28 protein-coding genes and 1 tRNA gene are annotated in these 26,968 nt (G+C 67.7%); 7 read left to right on the forward strand and 22 right to left on the reverse strand.

The window, feature by feature from the left end:
* The first annotated feature begins 166 nt into the window (after positions 1 to 166).
* Positions 167 to 577, forward strand: coding sequence for a GIY-YIG nuclease family protein (locus tag MF407_RS11545; protein WP_239702357.1), 411 nt, complete (start codon positions 167 to 169; stop codon positions 575 to 577).
* A gap of 360 nt (positions 578 to 937) precedes the next feature.
* On the opposite strand, the gene rplL is transcribed toward MF407_RS11545, so the two are convergent.
* From rplL to MF407_RS11570, 5 genes are all read right to left on the reverse strand, one after another.
* Entirely contained in the window at positions 938 to 1,327 is a 390-nt protein-coding gene (gene rplL, locus MF407_RS11550) for a 50S ribosomal protein L7/L12 (RefSeq protein WP_129625328.1), read from the reverse strand.
* A 63-nt stretch (positions 1,328 to 1,390) separates the two neighbouring features.
* Positions 1,391 to 1,996: a 50S ribosomal protein L10 gene (rplJ, locus tag MF407_RS11555; RefSeq protein ID WP_141927643.1), complete on the reverse strand. Its 606-nt coding sequence runs from the start codon at positions 1,994 to 1,996 to the stop codon at positions 1,391 to 1,393.
* Between the two features lie 302 nt (positions 1,997 to 2,298).
* Positions 2,299 to 3,192 carry a hypothetical protein gene (locus MF407_RS11560; protein ID WP_239702358.1) on the reverse strand — a complete coding sequence of 298 codons (894 nt, stop codon included), beginning with the start codon at positions 3,190 to 3,192 and terminating at the stop codon, positions 2,299 to 2,301.
* A 259-nt stretch (positions 3,193 to 3,451) separates the two neighbouring features.
* Complete coding sequence (locus MF407_RS11565; RefSeq protein ID WP_129625325.1) at positions 3,452 to 4,498, reverse strand: hypothetical protein; 1,047 nt, start codon at positions 4,496 to 4,498, stop codon at positions 3,452 to 3,454.
* 103 nt (positions 4,499 to 4,601) lie between these two features.
* The gene (locus MF407_RS11570) at positions 4,602 to 5,378 is read right to left on the reverse strand and encodes a hypothetical protein (RefSeq protein WP_239702359.1); all 777 of its coding nucleotides are present in this window, start codon (positions 5,376 to 5,378) and stop codon (positions 4,602 to 4,604) included.
* Here MF407_RS11570 and MF407_RS11575 point away from each other — a divergent pair.
* Positions 5,368 to 5,520, forward strand: coding sequence for a hypothetical protein (locus MF407_RS11575; protein ID WP_239702360.1), 153 nt, complete (start codon positions 5,368 to 5,370; stop codon positions 5,518 to 5,520). The two genes, MF407_RS11570 and MF407_RS11575, sit on opposite strands and share 11 nt — an antisense overlap.
* Before the next feature lie 121 nt (positions 5,521 to 5,641).
* On the opposite strand, the gene MF407_RS11580 is transcribed toward MF407_RS11575, so the two are convergent.
* From MF407_RS11580 to metG, 6 genes are all read right to left on the reverse strand, one after another.
* Positions 5,642 to 7,453, reverse strand: coding sequence for an ABC-F family ATP-binding cassette domain-containing protein (locus MF407_RS11580; protein ID WP_239702361.1), 1,812 nt, complete (start codon positions 7,451 to 7,453; stop codon positions 5,642 to 5,644).
* Between the two features lie 7 nt (positions 7,454 to 7,460).
* Complete coding sequence (locus tag MF407_RS11585; protein WP_239702362.1) at positions 7,461 to 8,387, reverse strand: 4-(cytidine 5'-diphospho)-2-C-methyl-D-erythritol kinase; 927 nt, start codon at positions 8,385 to 8,387, stop codon at positions 7,461 to 7,463.
* 9 nt (positions 8,388 to 8,396) lie between these two features.
* Positions 8,397 to 9,275, reverse strand: coding sequence for a 16S rRNA (adenine(1518)-N(6)/adenine(1519)-N(6))-dimethyltransferase RsmA (gene rsmA, locus MF407_RS11590; RefSeq protein WP_239702363.1), 879 nt, complete (start codon positions 9,273 to 9,275; stop codon positions 8,397 to 8,399).
* Between the two features lie 81 nt (positions 9,276 to 9,356).
* On the reverse strand, positions 9,357 to 10,226 hold the full coding sequence (locus MF407_RS15640) for a resuscitation-promoting factor (protein ID WP_275578255.1): 870 nt from the start codon (positions 10,224 to 10,226) through the stop codon (positions 9,357 to 9,359).
* Between the two features lie 210 nt (positions 10,227 to 10,436).
* Positions 10,437 to 11,291, reverse strand: coding sequence for a TatD family hydrolase (locus tag MF407_RS11605; RefSeq protein WP_129625319.1), 855 nt, complete (start codon positions 11,289 to 11,291; stop codon positions 10,437 to 10,439).
* Positions 11,288 to 13,078 carry a methionine--tRNA ligase gene (gene metG, locus MF407_RS11610; protein ID WP_239702364.1) on the reverse strand — a complete coding sequence of 597 codons (1,791 nt, stop codon included), beginning with the start codon at positions 13,076 to 13,078 and terminating at the stop codon, positions 11,288 to 11,290. The genes MF407_RS11605 and metG overlap by 4 nt, the downstream gene beginning before the upstream one ends.
* A 136-nt stretch (positions 13,079 to 13,214) precedes the next feature.
* On the opposite strand from metG, the gene MF407_RS11615 reads away from it, so the two are divergent.
* The gene (locus tag MF407_RS11615; RefSeq protein ID WP_129625317.1) at positions 13,215 to 13,814 is read left to right on the forward strand and encodes a DUF4126 domain-containing protein; all 600 of its coding nucleotides are present in this window, start codon (positions 13,215 to 13,217) and stop codon (positions 13,812 to 13,814) included.
* Positions 13,815 to 13,863: 49 nt separating this feature from the next.
* The gene (locus MF407_RS11620; protein WP_239702365.1) at positions 13,864 to 14,160 is read left to right on the forward strand and encodes a DUF3592 domain-containing protein; all 297 of its coding nucleotides are present in this window, start codon (positions 13,864 to 13,866) and stop codon (positions 14,158 to 14,160) included.
* 110 nt (positions 14,161 to 14,270) lie between these two features.
* Here MF407_RS11620 and rsmI read toward each other — a convergent pair whose 3' ends face one another.
* The gene (rsmI, locus tag MF407_RS11625) at positions 14,271 to 15,101 is read right to left on the reverse strand and encodes a 16S rRNA (cytidine(1402)-2'-O)-methyltransferase (protein WP_239702366.1); all 831 of its coding nucleotides are present in this window, start codon (positions 15,099 to 15,101) and stop codon (positions 14,271 to 14,273) included.
* A 44-nt stretch (positions 15,102 to 15,145) separates the two neighbouring features.
* Here rsmI and MF407_RS11630 point away from each other — a divergent pair, with 44 nt between their 5' ends.
* Positions 15,146 to 16,780 carry a phospholipid carrier-dependent glycosyltransferase gene (locus MF407_RS11630; RefSeq protein ID WP_239702367.1) on the forward strand — a complete coding sequence of 545 codons (1,635 nt, stop codon included), beginning with the start codon at positions 15,146 to 15,148 and terminating at the stop codon, positions 16,778 to 16,780.
* A gap of 20 nt (positions 16,781 to 16,800) precedes the next feature.
* Here the strand turns inward: MF407_RS11630 and MF407_RS11635 are convergent, their stop codons facing one another.
* The 10 genes from MF407_RS11635 to galU form a co-directional block, all read right to left on the reverse strand.
* Complete coding sequence (locus MF407_RS11635; protein WP_239702368.1) at positions 16,801 to 18,408, reverse strand: PH domain-containing protein; 1,608 nt, start codon at positions 18,406 to 18,408, stop codon at positions 16,801 to 16,803.
* 1 nt (position 18,409) lies between these two features.
* Positions 18,410 to 18,919 carry a PH domain-containing protein gene (locus MF407_RS15920; RefSeq protein WP_239702369.1) on the reverse strand — a complete coding sequence of 170 codons (510 nt, stop codon included), beginning with the start codon at positions 18,917 to 18,919 and terminating at the stop codon, positions 18,410 to 18,412.
* 2 nt (positions 18,920 to 18,921) lie between these two features.
* A complete protein-coding gene (locus MF407_RS11645) occupies positions 18,922 to 19,449 on the reverse strand; it encodes an inorganic diphosphatase (RefSeq protein WP_205744701.1) in 528 nt (175 codons plus the stop codon).
* Between the two features lie 255 nt (positions 19,450 to 19,704).
* A tRNA-Ala gene (locus MF407_RS11650) sits at positions 19,705 to 19,780 on the reverse strand.
* 155 nt (positions 19,781 to 19,935) lie between these two features.
* Positions 19,936 to 20,889 (reverse strand): hypothetical protein, encoded by a 954-nt coding sequence (locus MF407_RS11655; RefSeq protein ID WP_239702370.1) that lies wholly within the window; start codon positions 20,887 to 20,889, stop codon positions 19,936 to 19,938.
* Positions 20,890 to 20,929: 40 nt separating this feature from the next.
* Positions 20,930 to 21,568, reverse strand: a complete 639-nt coding sequence (locus tag MF407_RS11660; RefSeq protein ID WP_141927631.1) for a GNAT family protein — start codon at positions 21,566 to 21,568, stop codon at positions 20,930 to 20,932.
* Entirely contained in the window at positions 21,561 to 22,043 is a 483-nt protein-coding gene (locus tag MF407_RS11665) for a MogA/MoaB family molybdenum cofactor biosynthesis protein (protein WP_345770862.1), read from the reverse strand. The genes MF407_RS11660 and MF407_RS11665 overlap by 8 nt, the downstream gene beginning before the upstream one ends.
* A gap of 4 nt (positions 22,044 to 22,047) precedes the next feature.
* Positions 22,048 to 22,530 carry a cyclic pyranopterin monophosphate synthase MoaC gene (gene moaC, locus MF407_RS11670; protein ID WP_239702372.1) on the reverse strand — a complete coding sequence of 161 codons (483 nt, stop codon included), beginning with the start codon at positions 22,528 to 22,530 and terminating at the stop codon, positions 22,048 to 22,050.
* Positions 22,527 to 23,741: a gephyrin-like molybdotransferase Glp gene (glp, locus tag MF407_RS11675; protein ID WP_239702373.1), complete on the reverse strand. Its 1,215-nt coding sequence runs from the start codon at positions 23,739 to 23,741 to the stop codon at positions 22,527 to 22,529. Before glp ends, moaC begins: the two co-directional genes overlap by 4 nt.
* Positions 23,741 to 24,685, reverse strand: a complete 945-nt coding sequence (gene galU, locus MF407_RS11680) for a UTP--glucose-1-phosphate uridylyltransferase GalU (protein WP_239702374.1) — start codon at positions 24,683 to 24,685, stop codon at positions 23,741 to 23,743. The genes glp and galU overlap by 1 nt, the downstream gene beginning before the upstream one ends.
* A gap of 90 nt (positions 24,686 to 24,775) precedes the next feature.
* Between galU and MF407_RS11685 the strand changes: the two genes are divergently transcribed.
* Complete coding sequence (locus MF407_RS11685) at positions 24,776 to 25,354, forward strand: 5-formyltetrahydrofolate cyclo-ligase (protein WP_129625306.1); 579 nt, start codon at positions 24,776 to 24,778, stop codon at positions 25,352 to 25,354.
* Between the two features lie 21 nt (positions 25,355 to 25,375).
* Positions 25,376 to 26,959, forward strand: a complete 1,584-nt coding sequence (locus MF407_RS11690) for a potassium/proton antiporter (RefSeq protein WP_239702375.1) — start codon at positions 25,376 to 25,378, stop codon at positions 26,957 to 26,959.
* The last annotated feature ends 9 nt before the right edge of the window (positions 26,960 to 26,968 follow it).

Here is a 26,968-nt window from a genome sequence, read left to right on the forward strand (position 1 = left end):
ACCACATCCCCAACGGTGGTCGAGTAGGTGCGGAGCGTTAGCGGAGTGCCGCGATCGAGACCACATCCCACGACGGCTGTCCACAGCGCCTCCCTCACCAGCGCGTCATCCACAACTGCGTAAACGAAGCTGGCCCCGCAGGAGCCCCAGCCGCACAGTTGTCCCCATGCCGTACACATACATTGTGGAGTGCTCTGACGGCTCCTACTACTGCGGAAGCACGTGGCAGCTGGACCGGCGCATCTGGGAACACAACCATTCCCCGAACGGTGCTGCCTACACTCGCCATCGCCGTCCGGTGCAGCTTGTGTGGGCCGTCGAGTTCGACAGCATCGCGGCGGCGTTCGAGTTCGAGAAGCAGGTGCAGAACTGGGGACGCGCAAAACGCGAGGCCTTGATCAGGGGCGAGTACGAGGTGCTGCCGCAGCTCGCGCGTCGGACCGATCGTCGACCGCGGCCGGACGGCGATCCGGGCCGACCGATGAAAGGTCGCGTCGAGCGTCCGCCGGAGCCAGACGACCCGTGGGCATACCCGCTCAAGAGACCACGACGTCCGCGGCGTCCGCGGGAACGTTGACGCTCACCGCGGAGTGGTCTCGATCGCGGCACTCCGCTAATGCTCCGCACCTACTCGATCACCGTGATCCGCACCTACTCGATCACCGTGATCCGCACCTACTCGACCACCGTGATCCGCACCTACTCGACCACCGTGATCCGCACCTACTCGACCACCGTGATCCGCACCTACTCGACCACCGTGATCCGCACCTACTCGACCACCGTGATCCGCACCTACTCGACCACCGTGATCCGCACCTACTCGACCACCGGATCCGCACCTACTCGACCACCGTTGATCACCGTCCGACGACAAAGCGGGCCGGACCCTTCGGTCCGACCCGCTTCGCGAGAGTTGCTGCCTAGGCAGCGAGGCTCACTTGAGCTCGACGGTGGCGCCGGCGCCCTCGAGCTGCTCCTTGGCCTTGTCGGCGGCAGCCTTGTCGACCTTCTCCAGGACGGGCTTGGGAGCGCCGTCGACGAGGTCCTTGGCTTCCTTCAGACCGAGGGAGGTCAGCGCGCGGACCTCCTTGATGACGCCGATCTTCTTGTCGCCGGCAGCGACCAGAACGACGTCGAACTCCGACTGCTCCTCAGCAGCGCCGGCGTCGCCGCCGCCTGCTGCCGGGGCAGCGCCAGCAACCGCGACCGGGGCCGCAGCGGTGACGTTGAAGGTGTCCTCGAACTGCTTCACGAACTCCGAGAGCTCGATGAGGGTCATTTCCTTGAAGGCCTCAAGGAGCTCGTCAGTGCTGAGCTTCGCCATGATGGCTTCCTTTCGTTAATGCCGTGAGTGGCTGTGTGTGAAAAGTGCGAACCGAGCGGGTGCTCAGTTCTCGTCGCCACCCTCGGCGACGTCGGTGGTGCCGGCCTCGTCTGCAGCAGCCGGTGCCTCGTCGGCGGCCGGGGACGCGGGGCCCTCGGTCTCGACCTTGGCACGCAGCGCGTCCACCACACGGGCGGTCTGCGACAGCGGGGCAGCAAAGAGGTACACAGCCTGGCTGAGCGACGCGTTCATCGCGCCGGCCAGCTTGGCCAGAAGCACCTCGCGGGACTCCAAGCTCGCGAGCTTGGTGATCTCCTCGGCCGAGAGCGGCTTGCCGTCAAGCACGCCACCCTTGATCACGAGGAGCGGGTTCGCCTTGGCGAAGTCGCGCAACTTCTTGGCCGCCTCGACCGGGTCACCGGTGACGAAAGCGATTGCGGAAGGACCGACGAGCTGACCGTCGAAGGCGGTGACACCGGCTTCGCTGGCAGCACGCTCGGTGAGCGTGTTCTTCACCACGGCGTAGGTCGCGTGCTCGCGGAGATCAGTACGCAGCTGGGTCAGCTGCGCCACGGTCAGACCGCGGTACTCCGTCAACACGGCCGCACCCGACTCACGGAACTTGTCCGTAAGTTCGGCAATGGCGGCGTTCTTGTCGGACTTCGCCATGCGGACCTCCTTCGATCGTGGTTGCCGATCGCCGTGGCCACAACGAAAAGAGCCCCGGCGCAGATGCGCTCAGGGCTCGCAGGAACGTACGGCATCCGTACGTTCGTGGAATTACCTTGTGCTCACCTACGCTGGTCGCCCGTTTCGGCGGGACCTTCGGACGCTTTCCCTTGCGGGATCGCACCGACCGGCGGTCATTGGTAACTCAATGCTACGGGCGAATGTCGCATCCGACCAAATCGCCCGGAGCAGGGAGGGAAGCCGGTGGACGCGGACGGGCGCGAACCCGTCCGCGTCCGGTGTCAGGCCTGACCCTGGCCGGACAGCGCGTCCGCGCTGACCGTGGCGGCTGCCGGCGGCACCTCGATCTTCACGGATTCGCCCCAGCCGGAGTAGGTCGTCGTGGAGACGAACACGACGTCGGACGTCTTCGCCGACAAGCCCAGACCGCTCAAGCCGGTCGAGTCGGTCTTCACCTTCACCGGGCGGTTCTTGGCGTCGAGCCAGACATCGATGTCGACCGTCCTGTCCTTCAGCTTGGCCTTGTCCGCCTTGCGGTCGACCGGGCCGCCCTGCTCGGTCTCGGAGTCCTCGTCCACCTCGTCCTCGTAGAACTGGTCAGCCGGTGCCTGGGCCTTGTAGTGCTTGCCTTCGGCCTCGTCACCGACGAAGGTGACCTTGCCCGCAGCCAGGACGTTGATGTCTTCGTCGCCGTCGACGTCGCGCCGCACTCCCTCCAGGAAGTTCTTCACCTCGGGGTTCGTGCTCGTCTTGTCGAACTTGATCCACTTGCCCGGCAGTTCCGGCGACTGGATGTAGGCGTTCCCGTCGATGTAGCGAAGGCCGCCCTCGCCGGGCATCTCGGCCATCAGGTCGACGCGATCACCTGCACCACGCACCATCGCGCCGGTGGTCGTGCCCGAATCGGCCGTGCTCACCTCGCTGATCCGATACGACTTCTCTGCTTTGAGTGCCTTGTCGGACGTGTCGGCCCAGGCCTTCGCGTCAACGGTGGCCCCGGGGGTCGGTCCGGTCGGGGTCGGCTTGCTGCTGGTCGACGAGGACGAGGCGGACGCCGTCTTCGAAGACATGGTCGAGGACGTGGTCGAGGACGCGCCGTCGTCGCTGCCGCCGCACGCGGTCAGAGTGGCGGTCAGGCCGGCCGCGAGAAGCGCCGATCCGAAGATGTTTCGCATGTAAGTTCCCTTGTGTCGCAGCGGCCGACGAGGGATCGACCGTCGACCAATCGTACGGGCGACCCAGGTGCGACGAGCCTGTGTTGACGAAACGCAGGTGTGGCCGCGTCCTCGAATGATGAAGGATCATTGACGACCAAGGGGGCCCGCCACGCACACCGACCACGACACCACCGGAATCGAGCACGAACTCGACCGAACAGGATCGACGCGGACGATCTGCTGCAGGAGACGCCGGCTGCGGTGAGCGGTTGAGCGATCAGGCCGGCGAGGACGCGCTGCTGGACGCGGTCTCTTCGCCGGTGCCACCCGGGCCGAACATGCCCGCGTCGCCCAGGCTCTTCATCGCCTCGTCGAAGGACATCGTCTGCGCGGCCGGCGGAGCGACCACCCGCACCGGGACGTTCCATTCGGAATAGCGAACGGTCATCTTCGCCGGCCCCATCGCGTCCTTGGGCAGTTCGCCATCGGCCATCGCGCCGTGGAACGACGACAGGTCGGCGACGACCACGGCCGGCCGCTCGGAGGCGTCCAGCCAGTAGTCGTAGCTGACCGTCTTTCCGGCGAGCTTGGTGCGTGCCTGCTTCATCTCCTTGGCCATCGACGAGGACGCGGAGGCACCTGCGCCGGAGACGACGGTGTCGAACATCTTCTGCATGGCATCGAGCATCGCGGTCGCCGGCACTGCCACCCGGTAGTGAGCGCCGTCCTTCTCGTCACCGACGAAGGTCACCGCGGCCTTGGCCATGGCGCCGCGCTGCAGATCCCCTTGCGCCATCGAGGTCATCGACGACAGCGCCATGCTCATCATCTTGCCCATCGGGGACTCGGTGTTCTTGTCGACAACGACCCAGGACTTGCCGTTCTGGCGCTCTTCCGGCGGGATCGGGAAATAGAGCGAGCCGTCGACGATCCGCATGGAACCGCTCTCGCCGTCGCTCATCTCGAGGTCGGTGCGGTTCGGGCCGGGCTTGGCCACGACCATCTTGATCGTCTCCTCGCCGGGCACCGACAGCGCCAGCTTCACCGATTTCGCCGCATCGACCGCACCCCACACCGTGTCGGTGAACGCAGCCGCGTCGACCTTCCCGCCGGCAGCCGGCTTGGTGAACGACGATGCCGTCGTCGAACTCGACGAGGTGGCACTCGCAGCAGTCGACGAGGTGGTCTTCGGGGACGACGTCGACGACGGCGCACTCGTGCTCGTCGGCGAGGAGGCGGCGGGCTGTTCGGTCGGCCGCTGGCCGCAGCCCGCGAGGGACACGACGGTGATGGCGGCGACTGCGGCGGCTGCGATGGTGCGCATGACTCTCCCCTTGCTGACGTTGCGACGGCGAGAACCGTGCCTGATCAGATTACGACGGCACACTCCATTCGGATGCCATTGTCACGCAACCGTGACCCGAACCTCAGGAGGACGAGCTGGATGTGCGGGCAGACGCCGTCGGGGACAGCTTCTCCACCTCGGCGAAGGTCTTCCACGACGAGGGCGCCTCGATACTCAACTCGTCGCCGTACCCGGTGTACTTCGCGTAGTCGCGGCCCGACTTCGAGCCGCCCCCCTTCGTCGGCTCGAGGTACACCAACGGCCGGTTCTGCGGGTCGAGGAAGACCTCGAGCGTGTACTGCGTGGCGCCATCCTTCGCCTTCGCCTTGTCGAACGACTTCTTGATCTCCGGCACCGCGAGCAGGTCGCAACCGTGCGCCTTCATCGAGGCGACCTGCTTGTCCATCAGTGCAGCACCGGTGGCGATGACCGCATAGTGGGTGGCCTGGACGCCGCCGATGGTGGTCTGCCCCTTGACCACGGCCTCGCCCGCACTGAGCATGTCGGCGGCCACGCGCGGGTCGAGCTCTGCGATCTGCGAGGTGTACGTGGCGACGAACTGTTGCTCCAGCGGGCTCGGTGTCTGGGACTGCTTCACCCAGTTCTTCGACCGGCGGTCATACCCGTAGACCACACCGTCGACCGCGATGACGTCCCGCTTGCTCGAACCGCCGTCGGTGAAGGCGGCCGTCATCGGGTCGTCCAGCTTCAGCTGCACCGTGTCGGTGAGGCTGTTCGAGCTCGGGGACGAACTCTGCGCAGAACCGAGGTTGCCGGAGTAGTACTTCACCGTCTTGGCGTCCGTGAGCGCCGCGTGGATCTGCTGCGCCAGGGTCGCTCCCGGGACCTTGCTGCCCACCGCCGGTGCCGCAGAGGACGATTCGCTGCTGCTCGTGCTCGACGTAGACGTCGGTGCCACACCCGAACTCGTGCTCGTGCTCGATGAGGTGCTCGCGCTGCCCGTGCCGGACGTCGGAGCCGGATTGACCTTGTTGTCCTGACATCCCGTGAGCGCCAACGCACTCGCCAATGTGACCGTGACTGCGATCTTTCGCATGGCTCCCCCTCCGGGCGCTCGACCCCCTGCCGAGCACTCCCCCCAAGGTAACCCTTCGGGACGCGTCAGTCGTCGAGTCGTTCAGCCGCTTCGAGCCATTCCATCTCGAGTTGATCGCGTTCGGCGTGTACCTCCCGCAACTGCGCGTCGAGTTCGGCCGCCTTGACGTGATCGGTCGCGGCCTCGAGCAACTGCTGGTGCAACCGCTGCTCGCGCTCGGCGCTGCGGGCCAGTGACTTCTCGAGACGGGCGACGGTCTTGCGAAGTTCGCGGACCTCTCCGGCCGACAAACCGGCGGACGCCGCGGCAGCGGCCGACGCTGACGTGGGCGCCGTGGAAGTCTCCGATCGCGTTGCGGCAGAACGAAGTTCGAGGAACTGCTCCACGCCGCCGGGTAGTTCACGGATGCGTCCGTCGCCCAACAGCGCGACCTGACGGTTGCACATGCGCTCCAGCAGGTACCGGTCGTGGGAGACGACGAGCAGGGTGCCGGCCCAGCCGTCCAGCACGTCCTCCATCGAGGTGAGCGTCTCGATGTCGAGGTCGTTGGTGGGCTCGTCGAGCATCAGCACATTGGGTTCGGTCATCAGCAACCGCAGGAACTGCAGCCGGCGACGCTCTCCACCGGAGAGATCGGAAACCCGGGTCTGCTGACGAGAGCCACTGAACCCCAAGCGTTTGGCCAGGGACGACGCACTCGTCTCCTTGCCCTCGAGCATGATGTACGACTTCACCTCGGTGATCGCGTCGATCACCTTCAGCCCCATCACCTCGTCCAGTTCGCGCAGTTCCTGGGTCAGGAAGGCCAATTGGACGGTGCGGCCCTCCTTGCGCTTGCCGGCCGACAGCGGGTGCAGGCCGGCGATCGCGCGCAGCAGCGTCGACTTGCCGGCGCCGTTCACTCCGACGATGCCGGTGCGCTCGCCGGGCGCCAGCCGCCAGGTCTGCTTGGTGATCAGTTCGCGATCACCCACGCTGACCGACGCGTCCAGCAGGTCGATGACGTCCTTGCCGAGACGGGTCGTCGCGAAACGCACCAGTTCGACCTCGTTGCGTGGGTCGGGCTCGCTTTTGATGAGTTCGTTGGCAGCGTCGATGCGGAACTTCGGCTTCGAGGTACGGGCGGGCGCTCCCCTTCGCAGCCAGGCGAGTTCCTTGCGCAGAAGGTTCTGTCGACGGTCCTCGGTGGCCGCAGCCACCCGTGACCGCTCGGCCTTCGCCAGCACGTACGCGGCGTATCCGCCTTCGTACTGCTCGACCCGTCCGTCGACGACCTCCCAGGTGAGGGTGGCGACGGCGTCCAGGAACCACCGGTCGTGGGTGATGGTCACGAGCGCGTTGCCCGCCGTGGCCCGCCGGGTGGACAGGTAGGTCGCCAGCCACTGCACGCCCTCGACGTCCAGGTGGTTGGTCGGCTCGTCGAGCAGCAGCACGTCGGGGTCGTCGATCAGCAAGCGCGCCAACGAAACTCGACGCCGCTCACCACCCGACAAGGGTCCGACGCGTGCGTCGTGACCGCCGACCGCCGACAAGGAGACCCCGCCGAGCAGGCCGTCGAGGATCTCCCGGACTCGGGCCTGACCGGCCCATTCGTGTTCGGCGAGATCACCGAGCACCGCCTCGGCGACGGTGGACTCGGGCGACAGGCCGTCCTGCTGGGTGAGCACCCCGACGGTGAGACCTGCGGTGCGAGTCAAGCGACCCGAATCGATCGGTTGCTTGCCGGCGAGCACCGACAGCAGCGTGGTCTTGCCACCACCGTTACGGCCCACGATGCCGATCCGGTCACCGGTGCCTACACCGAGAGAAACTTCGTCGAGCAACTGCTGGGTGCCGAGCGCAAGCGAAATCCGCTCGGCAGCAATGAGATTCGCCATCGATCCTTCAGACAGTTCGGATATTCGAAACGACCCGCGCACCCGGGTGCGGGCCACCGGCCGACACCACGTCGTCCGCGACCCCGCTGGCCGTGAGCCCCACCATCAGGTCGAGAGCAGCCGCACGGTCGGCACACAGGAAAGCCACGGTCGGGCCGGAGCCGGACACGATCGCACCGAGCGCGCCTTCTGCCAAACCGGTGTCGATCGTCTTCTGCAGTTTCGGCATGAGGGAGATCGCCGCCTCCTGCAGATCGTTGGACAGGGCGCCCGCGAGCTCGCGGGGGTCGCCGCTGCGCAGCGCCGCGATCATCTCCTCCGGAGCCTGCGGGAGCGGCACCTTGCGTCCCTTGTTGAGTCGGTCGAACTCCGCGTACACCGCGGGCGTCGACAGCCCGTCGTCCTGCAGGGCGAAGACCCATTCGTAGCGACCGGTGGTCAGCACCGGAGCCAACTGGTCACCGCGGCCGGTGCCGAGCGCGGTGCCGCCGGCGAGGATGAACGGCACGTCGGCGCCGATGTCGGTGGCCAGCTCGTGGTGGTCGAGTTTGGTGAGCTGCAGGTCGAACAACTGGTCGATCGCGATGATCGCAGCGGCCGCGTCGGCGGATCCGCCGGCCATTCCGCCGGCGACCGGGATCGACTTGTCGATCGTCATCGAGACCGGACCGGCCTCGAAGCACTCGTCGGCGAGCCGCTGCGCCACGCGCATCGCGAGGTTCGAAGCGCCGGTCGGTACGCGGTCGGCGTACGGGCCGGTGACCGTGCACTCCCAGCGCTTGGACGGACGCACCGTCACGGTGTCGGTCAGATCGACGGCGTGGAACACCGTCGCGAGCGGGTGGTAGCCGTCGCCCTGCACCGGGCCCACGCCGAGGCACAGGTTCACCTTCGCGGGTGCGCGAACCGTCACCCCTGGTTGTTTGGCGGCCATGTCTGCACCCTATGCGTTCGACGGGGCGGCGCGAGCCGCCGCGAGCGCAGCGAAGTCATGCACCGATAGGCGCTCCCCGCGCAGGGTCGGGTCGATGCCGGCCCGGACGAGTGCCTCTTCGGCTGCGGCAGGCGATCCGGCCCATCCGGCGAGCGCCGCACGCAGGGTCTTTCGGCGTTGCGCGAACGCGGCGTCGACGCACGCGAACACCTGCGCCGCCGGCACATCGGTGCGCGGCGGCTCCCGGCGAACCATCGAGACCAGGCCGGAGTCGACGTTCGGCGCGGGCCAGAAGACATTGCGCCCGACCTTGTCGGCGAGGCGGACGTCGGCGTACCAGGCGGCCTTCACGCTCGGCACTCCGTACACCTTGCTGCCGGGCCCGGCCGCGAGCCGCTCGGCGACCTCGAGTTGCACCATCACCAGCACCTTCTCGATGCTCGGGAAGCGCTGCAGCATCGACAGCACCACCGGCACCGAGACGTTGTAGGGCAGGTTCGCGACGAGCGCGGTGGGCTGGGGGTCGGGCAGTTCGGAGACCGTCAAGGCGTCCTGCTGGACGACGCGCAACCGGTCGAGCACGGCGGGCGCCATCGTCTCGACGGTCTTGGGCAGTTGTTCGGCCAGGCGCCGGTCGATCTCGACGGCGACGACCTGGCGTACCTGCGGCAGCAGCGCCAAGGTCAGCGAACCGAGTCCGGGACCCACCTCCACCACGACGTCGTCGGCGCCGACACCGGCCAGCCGGACGATCTTGCGGACCGTGCCCTTGTCGATGACGAAGTTCTGTCCCCACTGCTTGGTGGGGCGGATGTCGAGCCCGGCCGCGAGTTCACGGATCTCGGCAGGCCCGAGCAGAGCCTCGTCGGCGGCAGGCTGGTCAGTCACTCCGCGAGCCTAACGACAACAGGAAAGTGGGCGCTGTTGCGCCCACTTTCCTGTATTACCGCTGTAGTGACGGTGCCTCGATCAGCCGGCAGCGTGTGCGCAGCCCCACGGCTGCAGCCCGGCCTGGGCGTACAGCTTGTTGGCGATGGTGATCTGCTGGGCGCGGGAGGCGAGGTCGGCGCGCGGCGCGAAGGCGGTGCCGCCCATCGCGGCCCAGGTGCCCTGCGCGAACTGCAGACCGCCGTAGTAACCGTTGCCGGTGTTGATCGACCAGTTGCCGCCGGATTCGCACTGGGCGATCCGGTCCCACATGCCCGCGTTGCTGGTGTTGCCACCGGTGGCCTTCGGCGTGGCCGGAGCCTGGGCGGTACGCGAGGGAGCCGCAGCCGCGACCTTGGTGCCGACGGCAACGACCTTGTTCACGGGCTGCTGCACGGTCTCGCGCTTGGTGACCACGACGTTGGTGATGCGGCCCTGCAGGAGGGTCTGGGTCAGCGTGACCTTCTGGGTGCCGGCGACGCCGCGCTGCACGACCTTCGTGGTGCCCTTGTCGAGTGAGGTGTCCTTGCGGCTCACGACATCGAACGCCAGAACGCGGTGCTCCACGACGGTCTTGAGGACCGGACGCGCGGCCGAACGGGCGGCGCGGGTGCTCTGCGATGCACGGGCCGGGGCGGCAGCCGATGCGGTCGCGGACGGCTTGGCAACGGCCTTCGATGTGGTCGCCTTGGCGGCGGTCGAACTCGAGGTGGTCGAGCTCGAGGTGGTCGAGCTGGAGGTGGCGAACGAGGACGAGCTGGTGCTCGATGCAGCGCTGGACGTCGAGGACGTCGGCACCGGGGCATTCGCAGCGGTGTCGCCGGAACCACCACAGGCGGTGAGGCTGAGTGCGGCCACGACGCAGGTGGCGGCAGCGACGGTCGTCGAGCGGGTGGGCGTGCGGAAGTTCAAAATGTCTCCAATGACGTACGGTTCCCCGGCGACGGACGCTCGCGATCGGTGTCGGCTTCGACGAGCCGTACGTTCTCGCACTGGTCCCCGGAAATGTCCGGGGATTCGGCCACACGTGACCGGGCGTCCGAGGTGTGTCACCACGGGACTAGCCCATCAACCGTGACTCATGGACCGACAAAAGGTCAAATTTTGGTAACGAGGTGTGCGTCACCACGGTCCGTAGATGGCCTCACTGTTGTCCGAGACCGCCTGGCACAGCGCGGGCACGGAGACATTGAGGACGTCCGCCATCAGACGGACCGTGATCGGCGTCAGATAGGGCGAGTTCGGGGCTCCGCGGTGGGGTGCCGGAGTGAGATACGGTGCGTCGGTCTCGACCAGGACCTGCTCCAGCGGGGTCACCGCAAGCGCGTTGCGCAATGGTCGCGCGTTCTTGAAGGTGACCGTGCCCGAGTAGCTGAGGAAGTAACCGCGGTCGACACACTCACGGGCCATCGCGACGTCGCCGGAGAAGCAGTGCAGCACCACCTTCTGCGGCGCGCCCTCCTCGGCCAGGATCCGCAGCACGTCGTCGTGGGAGTCGCGATCGTGGATCTGTAGCGCCTTACCGGTGCGCTTCGCCAGGTCGATATGCCATCGGAACGAATCCTGTTGCGCCGCAACGCCGTCCGGACCCGTACGGAAGTAGTCGAGGCCTGTCTCCCCGATCGCTCGGACGCGCGGGTGCGCGGCCAGCCGTTCGATCTCGTCCCACGCCTGGCGCAGGTCGCCGCGCGCCTCGTGCTTGGGCGCCTCGTTCGGGTGGATCGCGATGCCGCCCAACAACTCCGGATGCCGGTCGATGACCTCGACCGTCCAGCGGGCCCCGTCCAGATCGCAACCGACCTGCACCATGCGGTTGACCCCGACCCGCTTGGCCGCGGCGATCGCGTCCGCGACGTCGACGGGGCCCTGACCCTCCCGGCTGATGTCGAGATGGGTGTGGTTGTCGACGATCGGCAGGGGCAAGGGATCCGGCGCCGCCGGCGGCGTCGAATGTGAGGAACCCTGCGTGCCGCTCATGCTTGCGGCTGCCCCAGCCGCGCGTTCTCCTCCTCGACCACGGACGGGTCGAGCTTGGTGAAGATCGGCGTCGGCTTCGCGATCGGCGTGCCGACGGTCACCGGGCGCGACTCCCAGCGCGGGGTCGAGGTGTACTCGCCGGTGATGATCGGGTAGCCGCGCGACTCGTCGTCCAAATCGCGCACCTGCTCCAGGCGGGGCATCGGCATGAACTCGGTGATGCCGAACACCTCGGCGACTTTGTTGCAGGAGTGCGGCAGGAACGGCGCCATCATCGTGTTGAGATCGAGCACCGCCTGCGCGAGCGTGTGCAGGACGGTGGCCAGGCGCTCGCGCTGGTCGTCGCCCTTGAGCTTGAACGGCTCGGTGTCGGACACGTACTTGTTGGCCTCGCGCACCAGGCGCATCACTTCGGCGATGGCCGGCTTCTGGCGCTGCTCGGCCAGCATGTCGCCGACCGTCGCGAAGCCACCGGTGATCTGCGCCAGCAGCGCTTCGTCGATCGGCTCGAGCGAACCCGGTGCGGGCACCTCACCGAAGTTCTTGGCGATCATCGCGGCGGTGCGGTTGACCAGGTTGCCCCACCCGGCGACGAGTTCGGAGTTGTTGCGCTGCACGAACTCCTCCCAGGTGAAGGTGGAGTCCTGCTGCTCCGGGCCGGCGGCGCAGATGAAGTAGCGCAGCGCGTCCGGGCCGTAGCGGGCCACCATGTCCTGGACGTAGATCACGTTGCCGCGGCTGGTCGAGAACTGGCCGGCGCCGAGGTTGAGGAAGCCGGACGCGACCACCTCGGTCGGCAACTGCAGGTCGCCGTAACCGCCGGGCTCTCCGCCCTTGTCCCCCTTGCCCATGTAGGCCAGCAGTTCGGCCGGCCAGATCTGGGCGTGGAAGGTGATGTTGTCCTTGCCCTGGAAGTAGTAGGACTTCATCTCGGCGTTGTTCCACCACTCGCGCCACTTCTGCGGCTCGCCCAGGCGTCGCGCCCATTCGATGGACGCCGACAGGTAGCCGATGACCGCGTCGAACCAGACGTACAGCCGCTTGTCGTCCCAGCCCTCGACCGGGATCGGAATGCCCCAGTCGATGTCGCGGGTCATCGCGCGCGGGTGCATGTCCTTGGCGATGTTCTTGGCGAAATTGATGACGCCCGGACGCCAGGTGCCGGCGGAGTCGACCTCGTCCAGCCACTGCTGCAACGCGTCCGCCAAGGCCGGCAGGTCGAGGAAGAAATGCTTGGAGTCGACGAACTTCGGCGGCTGCCCGTCGACCTTGCTGATCGGGTCGATCAGGTCGATCGGGTCGAGTTGGTTGCCACAGTTGTCGCACTGGTCGCCGCGCGCTTCGGGGTATTTGCAGATCGGGCAGGTGCCCTCGATGTACCGGTCGGGCAGGGTGCGTCCGTTGACCGAACTGACCGCGGTCTGCGTGGTCTGCTCGATCATGTATCCGTTGTCGTGGATGCCGCGGAAGAGTTCCTGCACGACCGCGTAGTGGTTGCGTGTGGTCGTGCGCGTGAACAGGTCGTAGGACAACCCGAGGTCGGTGAGGTCCTGGGCGATGACCGCGTTGTACTTGTCGACGATCTCCTGGACGCCGACGCCCTCCTTGTCGGCCAGCACCAGGATCGGCGTGCCGTGCTCGTCGGTGCCGCTGACCATCAGGACGTCGTGGCCGGCCATACGCATGTACCGGCTGAACACGTCGGAGGGCACCCCGAAACCGGCGACGTGGCCGATGTGGCGGGGACCGTTGGTGTACGGCCAGGCAACTGCGGACAAAACCTTCATGGTCACCCATCCTAGGAGTGCGATCGGTGTGCTCCGCGCGGGCTTTCCCGGAATGCGAAGGTGCGCCGCTACGTTGGTTGCATCGGATGTTCGACCGCCGCCAGGATGGTCGCCGAAGTTTCCAGGAGGATGCGGAATGTTCGCAGCCTTGACCGGTGCCGGCCTGTCCGCCGCAGCCGGGTTGAACGCCTACGTCCCGTTCTTGCTCGTCGCGATCGTGGCGCGGTTCAGCGACGTGATCACGTTGCCGGCGAGTTTCGAGTGGATCGAGTCGCCGTGGGCGATCGGTGGCGCCACGCTGCTGCTGCTGACCGAGGTGGTGCTCGACAAGATCCCGGCGGTCGACAGTCTCAACGACATCGTCGGCACCGCCGTGCGGCCGACCATCGGTGGTGTGGTCGCGGCGGCCACCTCGTCGGCGGGCACGCTGGACAACTCGACGTTCATGACCGAGAACCCCTGGATCTCCGCGATCGGCGGTGGCCTCATCGCGGCCGTCGTGCACGCCGGCAAGGCGAGTGCCCGCCCGTTGATCAACACCGCGTCCGTCGGTCTTGGCGCCCCGATCGTGTCGACCGCCGAGGACGTCAGTTCCATCGGTCTGTCGTTGATCGCGATCTTCATCCCGGTGCTCGTCGTCGTCGCGCTCGCCGTCCTGGCGTGGGTGATGTGGCGCCTGATCCGTCGGGTGCGGCGGTACGGACGGCGGCGGCGCGACGCCGAAGCACTTGTCTAGCCGGCCGGCCCCGTCCGGGCGTCCGTCGGTTCGACTGCCGCTCGGTCTGATGGCGGCCGGGCTCGTGCTGGTGCTGCTGGCCGGTTACTGGTGGTGGCAGCAATCCCGGCAACCGACCCTGCGGTCGATGACCGAGGGCACCGTCACCTCGCGCGCGGCCGACGGGGACAACCTCGCTCTCCAGGTCAGGTTCCGGGCCGGTGCATCGACGCACACGGTCGAGGGACGTGTGGACAAGGACGCGTTCGAGTGGCAGGGCTCCAAGGTGTGGGTCTGTTACGTCACCGACGACCCGGACGAGGCCACGATTCGACTGCCCTACGACCCGCTCTGCAACGTCAAGTAGCCGGAAAACACTGGTCGAGTAGGTACGGGGGCCCGAAGGGCGAGTGCCGCGATCGAGACCCCCGAACGCTGGTCGAGTAGCGAGCGAGCACTTACTCGACCACCGTGGGTTCAGCGGGCGGCGACGGCCGCGTCGTAGAGGGCCTTCTTGGACAACCCGGTCTCCTGGGCGATGGCGGCGGCGGCGTCCTTGAGGCGGTCGCCCTCGGCGACGAGTTCGAGCACCTGCGGGACGGCGTCCTCGACCGTCGTCCGGACGGCCGGGGCGCCTTCGACGACGACCGTGATCTCGCCGCGGGCGTGCTCGACCGCCCACTGCGCGAGATCGGCCAGGCCGCCGCGTTTGATCTCCTCGTAGGTCTTGGTGAGTTCGCGACAGACCGCTGCCCGCCGGTCGGCGCCCAGACCCTCGGCGAGCGCCTCCAACATGTCGGCCAACCGGTGGGGCGCTTCGAAGAAGACCATCGTTCGGCGTTCGGCAGCGAGGTCGGAGATCTGTCGCGACCGCTCCCCCGCTTTGCGGGACAGGAACCCCTCGAAGCAGAACCGGTCGACCGGCAGACCTGAGACCGCGAGCGCCATCAGGACGGCGGACGGCCCGGGGACGCAGGTGATCCGCAGGTCGCGGGTGACCGCGTCCGCCACGACGCGGTAACCCGGGTCGGACACCGACGGCATGCCGGCGTCCGTCACCACCACCACGCGTCCGCCGCGGGCAACGGTGTCGACGAGCTCGGTGGAGCGGGACGCCTCGTTGTGTTCGTGGTAGCTGATGATCTTCGCCGACGTGGTGATTTCGAGCGCGTCCATCAGCCGACGCAGCCGCCGGGTGTCCTCCGCGGCGACGACGTCGGCCTCCCGCAATTCCTGGGCGAGCCGGGGCGCGGCGTCCCTCGGGTCGCCGATCGGAGTCGCAGCCAGCACCAGCACACCTTCAGCCATGAGTCGCAGCGTAGTTTCCCTCGCCCGGGTATTACGCTCGCCGGGTGTCTTCCCTGACCGCCGAGCGCGAGGCGCTGCGACGACGATTGCTCGGTCGACCCCGTACGGCGCAGGAGAAGCTGTGGGCCTGGCTCGGACCGGCCATCGTCACCGTGATCGGTGGAGTCCTTCGCTTCTGGGAACTCGGACGCCCGCATCAACTGGTCTTCGACGAGACGTACTACGTCAAGCAGGGCTGGTCGATGATGCAGTACGGCTACGAGATGAAGCCGACCCAAGCGGTGCAGGACGGCAAGGCCGCCGACTCGTTGTTCACGATGGGCAACTGGCAGCAGGGTGTCTACGGCACCGAGGCCGACTTCATCGTCCACCCACCACTCGGGAAATGGCTGATCGGCGCCGGCGAGTGGATCTTCGGCATCGACAACAGCATCGGCTGGCGCTTCGCGGTCGCCCTGATGGGCACGCTCGCGATCTACCTGACCGGACGCGCCGCCTGGCACCTGTTCCGTTCTCCGTTGCTGGCGACCATCGCCTCCCTACTCATGGCCTTCGAGGGCCAGGAGTTCGTGATGTCGCGCACCGGGATCCTCGACATCATCGTGATGTTCTGGGCGCTGGCCGCGTTCGTCGCGCTGCTGGCCGATCGTGAACGTACCCGCGGGATCCTCGCCGACAAGGTCGCTCGAATGAAGATCGAGGGCACCTGGACCGAGGACAAGGCCGCGTGGTCGGGGCCGTTCCTCGGGCTGCGTCCGTGGCGCTGGGTCGCGGGCCTGTGCATCGGACTCGACCTGGCCACGAAATGGTCGGGTGGCTTCTTCCTGGTCTTCTTCGGTCTGATGACCGTGTGGTGGGATCTCGGCGCGCGACGCGCGGTCGGCAGCCGCCACTGGATCAGCGGCACGATCTTCAAGGACGCGCTCCCGGCGATGGTCTTCATGATCCCGGTGGCACTCGCGACCTACCTCGCGACCTGGTGGGGCTGGTTCGCGTCGAAGGACGCGTGGGGCCGCAACTGGGCCGCGAACAACCCGGCCGACAAGGACTCCGGGCTGTCTGCGGACAGCTCGCTGTTCGGCTGGATGCCTGACTCGATGCGGTCGCTGTGGCACTACCACCAGGAGATGTACACCTCGGCCGCGAGCATCGTCAGCCCGCACAACTGGGAGTCGAACCCCTGGTCGTGGATGATCCAGTCGCGCCCGACGCTCTTCTTCGCCGAGTGGCCGAACCGCGGCGCCGAGGGCTGCGAGGTGGCCAAGTGCGCGAAGGTGATCAACCCGATCGGCACGCCGCTGATCTGGTGGTTGGGCACGATCGCGCTCGTGGTGTTGATCTTCCACTGGGTGCTCAGGCGTGACTGGCGCGCACCGGCGATCCTGGCCGGAATCGCGGCCGCTTGGCTGCCCTGGTTCTCCTATCAGGAGCGGACGATCTTCACGTTCTACTCGGTGGCGTTCGCCCCGTACGTCGTGCTTGCCGTCGTGTTCGTGCTCGGGCTGTTGCTCGGGGCGCCGGACGCGTCCGCGCAGCGCCGTAAACGGGGCATGATCGCGGTCGGCGCCATCGTCGTCGCCTGCGTGGCGATGTTCGTCTTCTTCTGGCCGATCTACACCGCGCAGGTCATCCCGCACAGCCACTGGCAGGCGCGGATGTGGCTGCCCAGCTGGTCCTGATCCGGTAGTTGCTCCGCTGGTCAGCGGCGCATCGCCCGGTTCACGACGAAGGCGGTGAGTTCCTCGGCGCTGTGGTCCGCCAGGTCGGTGACCCGATAGCCCTGGCGCCCCGCGCCCAGAGCGACCTCCACAGAGGCCAAGCCGGCCCGACGCTGGAAGAAGCTGCGCCGCACAGTGACTGCGGCAGTGGCGTCGAGGTCGAGTGCCGCGGTGCTCATCGCGAGCGATCCGCTGCGGGTCACCAGGTGGTCGTCGACGACGGCGTGGCCGAGCCAGTGTGCGCGGGACCGTCCGAGCAGGATCGAGGCGAGCACGAGCAACACAGCCAGCACGATCGCGGGCACGATGCGGCCGAGGAAGTGACCGCCGACGACCAGACCCACGGCCAGCACCGAGGCCGGGACGATCGAGCGGATGTAACGACGTCGGGTCGCGGCGCTGCCGTGCCGGCGAAGCGGGCCGTCCAGGATGTCACCGCGCAGGACGGTGTTGCCGGTCTGCACGATGCGTTCGTAGGGCGACGACGGCGCGAGCACCGCCCGCTGACCCGCGTCGGCGTCCAGAGAGAAGCCGGTGACGATGGCCGTCAGCCGCGCACCACCGAAGCGGCGCAACAGGATCGGACGCTGCACCTCGACGCCGCGCAACCGCTGAGTCTCCAACGAGGTGGAGCGGGTGGTGAACAAACCACGCTGCAGGTGCAGGGTGCGGCCGTGCACATCGCGACCGAGCGTGAAACCGAAGTTGCTGATCGCAGCGCCCACGACGGCCAGCAGTGAAACGACGGCGAGGAAGAGCAGTCCAGCAACGGCGATGATCGCGAACACACCGAGGTTCTCGGCGCGGGTCCATGCGTCGTTGACGGCGGAATCGTCCGAGGGCCACAAGTTCAGCTGGTCGACCGTCTGGAACAGGACGCCCAGCACCGCACCGGCGGTCGCGAAGCCGGCGAGTCCGAGCGGCGCGTACAGCAACCACTTGGGTTCGAAGCGGTAGAGCACCTCATCGGCTTCATCCTTCGAAACCCATCGCGGGACAGCACCTTCGGCGTTCTCCTCGGTGTCGCTGCCCGCGCCTTCGTGCTCGAGTGAGTTCGGCGCCGGCGTCCGGCGGCGTTGCAGCAGGTCGGCGCGCAGACGGGCTGCCTCGGACGCAGGAAGACCGTCGAGCTTGACCGGCTTGTCCCCCGCGCCGGTGCCGATCTCGACCGTCGCCAACCCGACCAGCCGGTGCAGCAGCGGCGCGGTGACGTCGACCGTCCGGACCTTGTCGGTGGCGGCCGCCAGGGTGGACCTCTCGAACAGTCCGGTGCGCAACTGAATGTGCTCGGGCGTGAAGCGGTAGGTGGTGGTGAACCAGCGCAGCACACCGAACAACACGACCAGTACGGTGCCCACGACCGGCCACAACCAGCCGGTGCCGCCGCCGAGGTTGCGTCCGGCGAACAGTGCACCGACCAGCAGCGGGATGGCCCGACCGATCTCACGGAACGGGTGGATCAGCAGCATCCGCGGGTCGAGGCGGCTCCATTCGCCGGCATCGTTCTGCGGCGGCGTAGGTGGCAGGCTCTGGTGGTCCTGTCGCGCCGTATCGTCCAGACCGGCATCGGGCTGCTGATCGTCGCTCATCTCAGGTGCCGTCCCCACCGTCCGCCGCAGCGATGCGGGTGAGGTCGGCTGCGATCCGGTCGGCCTCGGTGCGGTCGAGGCCGACGATCCGCAGTGCCCCCTTCGCGGACGCCGTCGTGACCGTCACGGTGGACAGCTTGAACAGCTGGGCCAGCGGCCCGCGTTCGGTGTCGACGGTCTGGATGCGCGGGATCGGGGCGATCCGGCGCTCCTGGTTCAGCCAGCCGTGCTGGGTGTAGACGGCCTGGTCGGTGACCTCGTACCGGTGCACCCGGTAACGCCATTGCGGCTGAACGATCATGCTGACGATCGCCTCGACGATCGCCAGGACGAGCAGGGTGGTGTCCCACGGACTCGGGATCCAGTCCTTGGTCCAGACCCAGATGAGAATGCCGATCACGACGACCGAGGAGATCGCCTCCGAGCACAGCCACATCCATTTCGCGCGCGGCGAAACGCGGTGAGCGGGCTCTCGCCCGAGTAGTGCGGCCGCCCCCTCGACCTGTGACACGACTACTTGGTGTTCCAGCGCTCGATGCACTCGTGGATGACCTCGATGGCCTCCGCGGCGTCACCCCAGTGGTCGACCTTCGTCGAACCGGGCTTCTTCAGCGCCTTGTAGTTGTTGAAGTGGAACTCGATCTGCTTGATCAGCTGCGGGTTCACGTCGTCGAGGCTGGTGATGCCGTCGCCGGTGTTGCGGTCATCGGACGGGACCACGACAACCTTGTCGTCGACCTCACCGTCGTCGATGAACTTCATGATGCCGACGACACGGCCCTCCATGACCAGCCCGGTCGGCAGCGGTTCCTCGGTCAGCACCAGCACGTCGAGTTCGTCGCCGTCCTCGTCCAGTGTCTGCGGTATGAATCCGTAGCTGGTGGGTTTGGTGAACACCTGCGGCTCGACGCGGTCGAGCTTCATCACCTTGTTCTCGCGGTCCCATTCGATCTTCAGGGTGCTGCCCTTGCCGATCTCGATGACGACGTTGATGAGGCCACCGTCGACGTCTCCCGGGCCGAAGGCCTCATTGAAGTCCACCACTGTTCGATCTGCTCCTGGAATCGCGCGGAATCGTGCCCAATTGTTCGTTGGGAGCCTATCAACCGGCTGGTCCGGCGTTTTGTCTTGCCATCCTGATCGCGACCGGCGATCCGGGTGACATCTGGCAGCGCCGGCCGCACCAGTTGAGATCTGGATGTCCGGACGAGGTCTGGTCCGCCAGATGACGGTCCCCCTGTGCCGCAGAAAGCGAAAGGGAGCTCAGACACTGTGTGCCTGAGCTCCCTCTCGATGTGGTGGAGCTAAGGGGATTCGAACCCCTGACCTTCTCATTGCGAACGAGACGCGCTACCAACTGCGCCATAGCCCCAGAGCGAGGAAACGATAACACCAGCCGCCGCGGGCTCACCAATCGGAGCGGGGCTCGCTCGTAGGCGCACAGCGCGACGGTCGCGCGTTACGCCGGAGTACCGCTTCATACCGGGGCGTAAGGCGCGACCGTCGCGCTTTGCGGTGCTGTTGGGATCAGCCGGCGCGGTAGACCGCGGGCAGTTCCTCGAGTTCCTCGTCCAGGGCCAGGCCGTCGAACGGAAGGTCCTCGACCGGGGTGTCGGCAACAGTGGCGGCCGGTGCGACCTGAGTCTGCGGCGCCCGCTCCTTCATCGCGTACGTCGGACGCGGGACGGAGGTGGGCTGCCAGCCCTCGGCGTCGAAGATCTGCTCGGCAACCGCGGTTTGCACAACAGGCGCTTCCTGCGGCTGCTCCTCGAACCCGAACGGCGCCGGGCTCGGGGTGGTCTCGATGACGATGCGCGATTCCTCGACTGCGACGGGCTCGTTCATCGTGTCGGCCATCGGCTCGGCCGGTGCCGCGAACGACTCGGTGCGGACAGTACGACGCGGCGCACGGGTCGGGCGGGCCTGCTCGCGAGCCCGACGCTCGGCGATCGCGGTGTTGCGCAGCCACAGCACGACACCGGCGGTGATCATCACTCCGGCGAGCGGAGCCAACCAGGAGACGACTCCGAAGGGAGCGAGCACGAGCATCAGTGCGGTGAACCCGAGCGCGGTCAGCAGCGAGATGCCACGAACCTGACGTCCGTCGAGACCGCGCACCTTGGCGAGTGCCTGCTTGCCACCGGTGGTGATGCCCTCGAACCGGTCACGCCGCGAATCGTGCTGCGGCACATGCTTTTCGTCGTTCATCTTGTCTCCCACGGTGGGTTGTCCGGCGCGCAAGGAGGTGCGGGCTGCCTTGACGCTGACCTGCGGTGCCTGCTGGGCGGCGGAACGTCGGCGCACCATCGGCGCGATCCCCTGCGGCAGCGGGTCGCGCTTGGCGAGCACCCGCATCGCTTCGGAGAACCGATCGACCGAACGAGCGGTCGCCATCGCTTCCCGTCGGCGGATCCAATGCTGCAGCAGATAGGCAGCCCAGATCGCGACGACGAGGAGGATGAGCAAGCTTGTGGTCGGCACGAACCCGACGGTAGTTGTGCGAACCGCAGCAGCAGCGGACCTACTCGGTGTGTCGCGGAAGTGACTGCCGTGAAAGCCGATTGAGACGGTCGACGACGCTCTCGCCGTCCAAATCCTCGGTCGTCAGCGCGAAGGTGCGGTGGTCGCGCCACTTCCCGTCGATGTGCAGGTACCGCTCTCGCAGACCCTCGTCCCGCAGGCCCAGCTTCTGGACCACGCGCAGGCTGCGTGGGTTGTCCGGACGGATGTTGACCTCGACCCGGTGCAACCCTTCGCGCTCGAAACCGTGGTCCATCGTCATCGCCAGCGCGAACGGCATGATCCCCTGTCCGGCAAGGGATTCGGCAATCCAGTAACCGGCGGAGCCGGACAGCAGCGCACCTCGGGAGATGCCGAACAGGTGCACCTGACCGGCCATCGCACCGTCGACCTCGAGCACGAACGGGAGCAGGCGCCCGGCCTTCGCCTCGCGATCCTGCTGGCGCACCATCTGCGCGAACGACATCCCCGTGGGCAGCGGCACCGGCGGAGAGGAGTCCCAGGGACGGTTCCAGTCGGAATTGTCACGCCGCAACTGCAGGTACTCGTTGCGATCAGCCCGAGTTCGCAACGGTCGCAGCTTGATTCGCCGACCGAGGTGTACTGCTTCGACCGCAACCGGCCACGGGCGGTCACTCACGCCGATGGTCTCCGCCGGCGATCTGATCGAGGGCGTGTTCGACCACCGGATGCAATACGTCGATCGCGTCGCGCACTCCCCCGGTCGAACCGGGCAGGTTGACCACCAGCGTCCGTCCGGCGACGCCGGCGAGACCTCTCGACAGGATCGCGCCGGCCACTCCGTTGGCAACACCGGCTGCTCGCAGCGCCTCGGGAATGCCCGGCACCTGCCGGTCGAGCAACGGCGAGGTCTGTTCGGGGGTGCTGTCGGTGGGGCTGAGTCCGGTGCCACCGGTGGTCAGCACCAGGTCGGCGCCCGAAGAAATAGCGGCGCGTAGGGCCTCACCCACCGCCGGACCGTCAGCAACGACCACGGGTTCGTCGACGTGAAAACCCCACTGCCGCAACGCTTGCGCCGCAATCGGACCGGACCGGTCGTCGTAGACACCGGCCGCAGCGCGGGTCGAGGCCGTGATGACCACCGCCCTTCGCACGGCGTTACGCCTCGGTCCAGTCGCCCGAGCGCCCACCGGACTTGGCGGTGACCCGGACGTCGGTGATCCGCGCATGCTTGTCGACCGCCTTGACCATGTCGACCAGCGCGAGCGCCGTGACGGTGACGCAGGTGAGCGCCTCCATCTCGATGCCGGTGCGGTCGGCAGTGCGGACGGTCGCCTCGATCTCGACCCGGTCGTCCTCGACTCGCAAGTCGACTGCGACCGCGTGGATCGCCACCGGGTGGGCGAGCGGGACGAGCTCGGGGGTCCGTTTGGCGGCCTGGATGCCGGCGATGCGGGCGACCGCGAGCGCGTCCCCCTTCGGCACGTTGTCCGAGCGCAGCGCGTCGATGGCGGCGTCCGACAGCAACACCGACCCGCGCGCTTTCGCCTCGCGAGCAGTGATCTGCTTGGCGCTGACGTCGACCATGTGCGCCGAACCGTCCGATCGCACGTGGGTCAGACCAGAACCTCTGTCGGTCATGCGAATTCCCCTTCCAGCGAGACGACGCGCACCTCGTCGCCTGCGGTGACTTCGTCCGCGGAGGCGTCGATCCAGGCGAGTGCATCGGCGTGGGCGAGACCACCCATCAGGTGTGATCCCGGGCCGCCGCTGGGTGCGACGCCGAGTCCGTGGTCGTTCTGCGACAGGCGAACCCGCGCGATCTGCGCCCGGCCGGGCGAGGTACGCCATCCCTTGGTGACCCGTGCGGACAGCCAGGCGATGTCGGTTGTCCTCCCCGCCATGGTGCGCAGTGCGGGCGCGACGAACATCACGAACGACACCAGGGACGACACCGGGTTACCGGGCAACGCGAACAGCGGCATCCGGTCACCGATGATTCCGAAACCCTGCGGTTTGCCGGGTTGCATCGCGACCTTGCTGAACGTGATCTCGCTGCCGCCCTCGAACGCCGCCTTGAGCGGCTCGAACGCTCCCGCGCTCACCCCGCCCGTGGTGATGATCGCGTCTGCGCCGGCGTCGGACGCCTGCTCCACGGCGGCCAGCACGGCCTCGGCGGTGTCGCCACTGCGTCCGATGTGTACGACCTCGAAGCCGGCCTGACGCGCAAGTGCGGCAAGCATGGGCGCGTTGGTGTCGATGATCTGCCCGTAAGCCAGTTCGTCTCCGACAGAACGCAATTCATCGCCGGTGCTGATGACCGCCACCTTCGGGCGCGGAATGACCCGCACCGTCGCCGAGCCTGCTGCGACCAGGACCGGCACGTGCCTGGCCGCGATCCGGGTGCCAGCAGCGAGCACCTCGTCACCCGCAGACACGTCCTCACCGGCCCGCCGGATCGACACACCCGGCTCGGCCGCCCGCTCGAAACGAACCTCGTCCGTACCGCCGTCGGTCAACTCGACCTGGACGACGGTGTCGGCGCCGTCCGGCACCGGCGCGCCCGTCATGATCTGCCACGCCGTACCCGGCTCGAGGCGGTTGCGGCGGGTGTCACCGGCCGGTACGACGCCGGCGACCGGCAGCACGGTGCCCGCGTCGGGGACGTCCTGCGCGCGCACGGCGTAACCGTCCATCGCGGAGTTGTCGAAGCCCGGAAGCGAGGCTCGGGCGATCACCGGTTCGGCGAGCACCAGACCGAGACAGTCGGTCACCGCCACGTCGACCGCCGGCAGGGCCGCAACGGCCTCGGTGAGGCGTGCGGAGTAGTCGGACGGCGCAAGCAGTTCCATCAGTGCTTCAGCTGCTGGCCCTCGGCCGCTCCCGAGCCCTCGTCGGTCTCGACCCACTCGCCGAGCCACGAACGGAAATCGTCGCCGATCTCGCGGTGGCGAACCGCCAGCCGGACGACCGCCTTCAGGTAGTCCAGACGGTCTCCGGTGTCATAGCGGTTGCCGCGGAAGACGACGCCGAGCACACCGCCGCCGTCGTTCCTGCTCTGGGCCTCGGCGAGCAGTGCGTCCGTCAACTGGATCTCGCCCCCGCGTCCGGGCGCGGTCTGCTCCAGCACCGCGAAGATCGAGGGGTCGAGCACGTACCGCCCGATGACCGCGAGATTCGACGGTGCGTCCTCGGCATTGGGCTTCTCCACCATCGAGGTGACCCGCACGACGTCTGTCTCTCCGTCGATCGACTCGACGGCGGCGCAGCCGTACATGTGGATCTGGTCGGCCGGCACCTCCATCAACGCCACGACGGAGCCACCATGACGACCGCGCGCGGCGATCATGTCCTCGAGCAGGTGCTCGGTCTCGTCGATCAGGTCGTCACCGAGCAGGACGGCGAACGGTGCGTCACCGACGTGCGCCTTGGCCTGCAGCACCGCGTGGCCGAGCCCGAGCGGTTCGCCCTGACGAACGAAATGGACATTGCCCAGATCGGCCGACTTGCGCACCCGGCGCAGCTTCTCGTCGTCCAGCTTGCGCTCCAGCGCCGCCTCGAGTTCCCAGTGGCGGTCGAAGTGGTCCTCGAGCGAGGCCTTGTTGCGCCCGGTGATCATCAGGACGTCTTCGATGCCGGCGCGTGCGGCTTCCTCGACCACGTACTGGATGGCCGGCTTGTCGACGACCGGCAGCATCTCCTTCGGAATCGCCTTGCTGGCGGGCAGGAACCGGGTGCCGAGACCGGCGGCCGGGATGACGGCCTTCAGGACCGGGTCGTTGCGGGACGCACTCATGGGCGCAAGGCTAATGGAGCAGCGCCGCGCGTCGGGTCAGGCGCCCGAGGCGTCCGTGCATACGCCGATCGCCGGGTTCAGACTGGACCCATGAGCGTGCTCACCCTGCCCGAGGACAAGCCCGCCGCGCGGGCACAGGTGCGCGCCGCCCGCCGTGCGCGTCGCGACGACCCGGCGACCGACCGGGCCGCCCTCGCTGCGGCCTACCGGGACGGTCTGCTGCAGCACCTCGCCGGGTTCGAACCCGGCACCATCACCGCGTACGAGTCGTGGGCCACCGAACCGCCCACCGAGGTCCTCATCTCCGCGTTGCAGGACGCGGGTTGGCGGGTGATCGTGCCGGACACGCTCGCCGACCTGCGCCTGTCCTGGCACGACGTCACGCGACCGGACGTCGACCTCGGCATCGGCGGGGTCGAAGCTGCCGACGTCGCGCTCATCCCCGGCCTGGCGATCGACCTGGACGGCTACCGCCTGGGCCAGGGCGGCGGTTGTTACGACCGCACCCTCGGACTGCTGCGCCCCGGAGTACCGGTGATCGCGATGATCTTCCCGGATGAACTCGTCGCATCCGTCCCGAGAGAAACACATGACGCCCGGGTCGACGGCGTCCTGACGTCCGAGGGTGTTCGCATGCGCGACAGGGGTACTGGAAGAATCGCCCCGTAGCCGACGGCGGGAGGGGGCGAAGTGCACCTTTCGGGCTTCGCCACGCTGGCGGCCGTGCCGAAGTCGGGCGCGTACGACCTCGACGACCTGGCCCGCTCACTGCTCATCGGCAGCGCCGTCCTGCTGATCGCGGTCGCCGCGGTGCGTCTGGCCAACCGGTCCGGGCTGCCCACGCTGCTGCTGTATCTCGCGATGGGGCTCATGCTCGGCAGCTCCGGCTTCGGCCTGGAGTTCTCCGACCCGCTGATGACCGAGGTACTCGGCTACGCCGCCCTCGTGCTGATCCTCGCCGAAGGTGGGCTGACCACCGAGTGGAGCAGCATCAGACGCAGCGTCTTACCAGCCATGCTGTTGTCCACGATCGGTGTGTTGATCTCTGTCGGTGTGGTCGGCGTCGCCGTGCACTTCCTTCTCGGACTGCGTTGGGAGACAGCGCTGTTGCTCGGCGCGATCGTGTCCTCCACGGACGCTGCCGCGGTGTTCTCGGTGTTGCGCAAGGTGCCGCTGCCCGACCGACTGAAGGGCCTGTTGGAGGCCGAGTCCGGCTTCAACGACGCCCCCGTCGTGCTGCTCGTCTCCGCCTTGGCCACTGTCGGCGCTGATGATCGAGCCAACCCGAACTGGGGACTGGTCGGCTTCGCGGCAATCGCGGAACTGGCCATCGGCTCGGCCATCGGTCTCGCGCTCGGGTTCGTGCTCGGCAAACTGATGAAGCGCTCGGCCCCCGGGTCGTCCGGCTTGTTCTCCATCGGCGTCGTCGCGGCGTGCGTGCTCGCATTCGCACTCGCCGACGTCATCCACGCGAGCGGTTTCATCGCCGTCTACCTGTGCGCACTCGTGCTCGGCAATCAGGGACTGCCGCATCGGCAAGCGGTCCGCGGCTTCGCGCAGGCGCTCGGCTGGCTCGCGCAGATCGGGCTGTTCGTGCTGCTCGGGCTGCTGGCCGACCCGCGCCGCCTGGACGAACAGATCTGGCCTTCGATCGTCGTCGGTCTCGTGCTGTTGCTCGTGGCCCGGCCGCTGTCGGTGTTCGGGTCGATGCCGGGGTTCGGAATCTCGTTGCGGGAGAAGCTCTTCCTGTCCTGGGCAGGTCTGCGCGGAGCCGTCCCGGTCGTGCTCGCGACGGTGCCGCTGACGCTCGGCAGCCGCGGCACGGAGTGGATCTTCGACCTGGTGTTCATGCTCGTCGTGATCTTCACGATCGTGCAGGCGCCGACCTTGCCCTGGGTCGCCCGCAAGCTCGGCATCGTCGACGAATCGCACGTCGTCGACGTCGAACTCGAGGCCACTCCCCTGGACGAACTGAACGCCGAGGTGGTGCAGGTGCGCATCGGTGAGCGCTCGCTGCTGCACGGGGTCGAGGTGCACGAGCTGCGTCTGCCCAAGGGCGCGAACGTGACGCTGGTCAAGCGTGGTGACGATTCGTTCGTGCCGAGCAGGCGTTCGGTGCTGCACCGTGGCGACCAGTTGCTGGTCGTCACGCCGAGCACTTCTCGGACGTCCGTCGTCAAGCGGATCCGCGCGGTGAGTGATCGCGGACGTCTGGCCGGATGGCGTCGGGACGAGGCAGATCGGACGGTGGCGCAGGACGTCCGGCGTCGCTGACCTAGAATT

Origin of the sequence: Yimella sp. NH-Cas1, from assembly GCF_022359705.1 — a bacterium.
GTDB classification, from domain to species: Bacteria; Actinomycetota; Actinomycetes; order Actinomycetales; family Dermatophilaceae; genus Yimella; species Yimella lutea.

Bases quoted from the DNA above. Each gene is read 5' to 3' on its own strand.
- MF407_RS11545 (WP_239702357.1), top strand. From the start codon at position 167: ATGCCGTACACATACATTGTGGAGTGCTCTGACGGCTCCTACTACTGC.
- rplL (WP_129625328.1), bottom strand. From the start codon at position 1,327: ATGGCGAAGCTCAGCACTGACGAGCTCCTTGAGGCCTTCAAGGAAATG.
- rplJ (WP_141927643.1), bottom strand. From the start codon at position 1,996: ATGGCGAAGTCCGACAAGAACGCCGCCATTGCCGAACTTACGGACAAG.
- MF407_RS11560 (WP_239702358.1), bottom strand. From the start codon at position 3,192: ATGCGAAACATCTTCGGATCGGCGCTTCTCGCGGCCGGCCTGACCGCC.
- MF407_RS11565 (WP_129625325.1), bottom strand. From the start codon at position 4,498: ATGCGCACCATCGCAGCCGCCGCAGTCGCCGCCATCACCGTCGTGTCC.
- MF407_RS11580 (WP_239702361.1), bottom strand. From the start codon at position 7,453: ATGGCGAATCTCATTGCTGCCGAGCGGATTTCGCTTGCGCTCGGCACC.
- MF407_RS11585 (WP_239702362.1), bottom strand. From the start codon at position 8,387: ATGGCCGCCAAACAACCAGGGGTGACGGTTCGCGCACCCGCGAAGGTG.
- MF407_RS11605 (WP_129625319.1), bottom strand. From the start codon at position 11,291: ATGAGCGGCACGCAGGGTTCCTCACATTCGACGCCGCCGGCGGCGCCG.
- metG (WP_239702364.1), bottom strand. From the start codon at position 13,078: ATGAAGGTTTTGTCCGCAGTTGCCTGGCCGTACACCAACGGTCCCCGC.
- MF407_RS11615 (WP_129625317.1), top strand. From the start codon at position 13,215: ATGTTCGCAGCCTTGACCGGTGCCGGCCTGTCCGCCGCAGCCGGGTTG.
- MF407_RS11620 (WP_239702365.1), top strand. From the start codon at position 13,864: ATGGCGGCCGGGCTCGTGCTGGTGCTGCTGGCCGGTTACTGGTGGTGG.
- rsmI (WP_239702366.1), bottom strand. From the start codon at position 15,101: ATGGCTGAAGGTGTGCTGGTGCTGGCTGCGACTCCGATCGGCGACCCG.
- MF407_RS11635 (WP_239702368.1), bottom strand. From the start codon at position 18,408: ATGAGCGACGATCAGCAGCCCGATGCCGGTCTGGACGATACGGCGCGA.
- moaC (WP_239702372.1), bottom strand. From the start codon at position 22,530: ATGACCGACAGAGGTTCTGGTCTGACCCACGTGCGATCGGACGGTTCG.
- glp (WP_239702373.1), bottom strand. From the start codon at position 23,741: ATGGAACTGCTTGCGCCGTCCGACTACTCCGCACGCCTCACCGAGGCC.
- galU (WP_239702374.1), bottom strand. From the start codon at position 24,685: ATGAGTGCGTCCCGCAACGACCCGGTCCTGAAGGCCGTCATCCCGGCC.
- MF407_RS11685 (WP_129625306.1), top strand. From the start codon at position 24,776: ATGAGCGTGCTCACCCTGCCCGAGGACAAGCCCGCCGCGCGGGCACAG.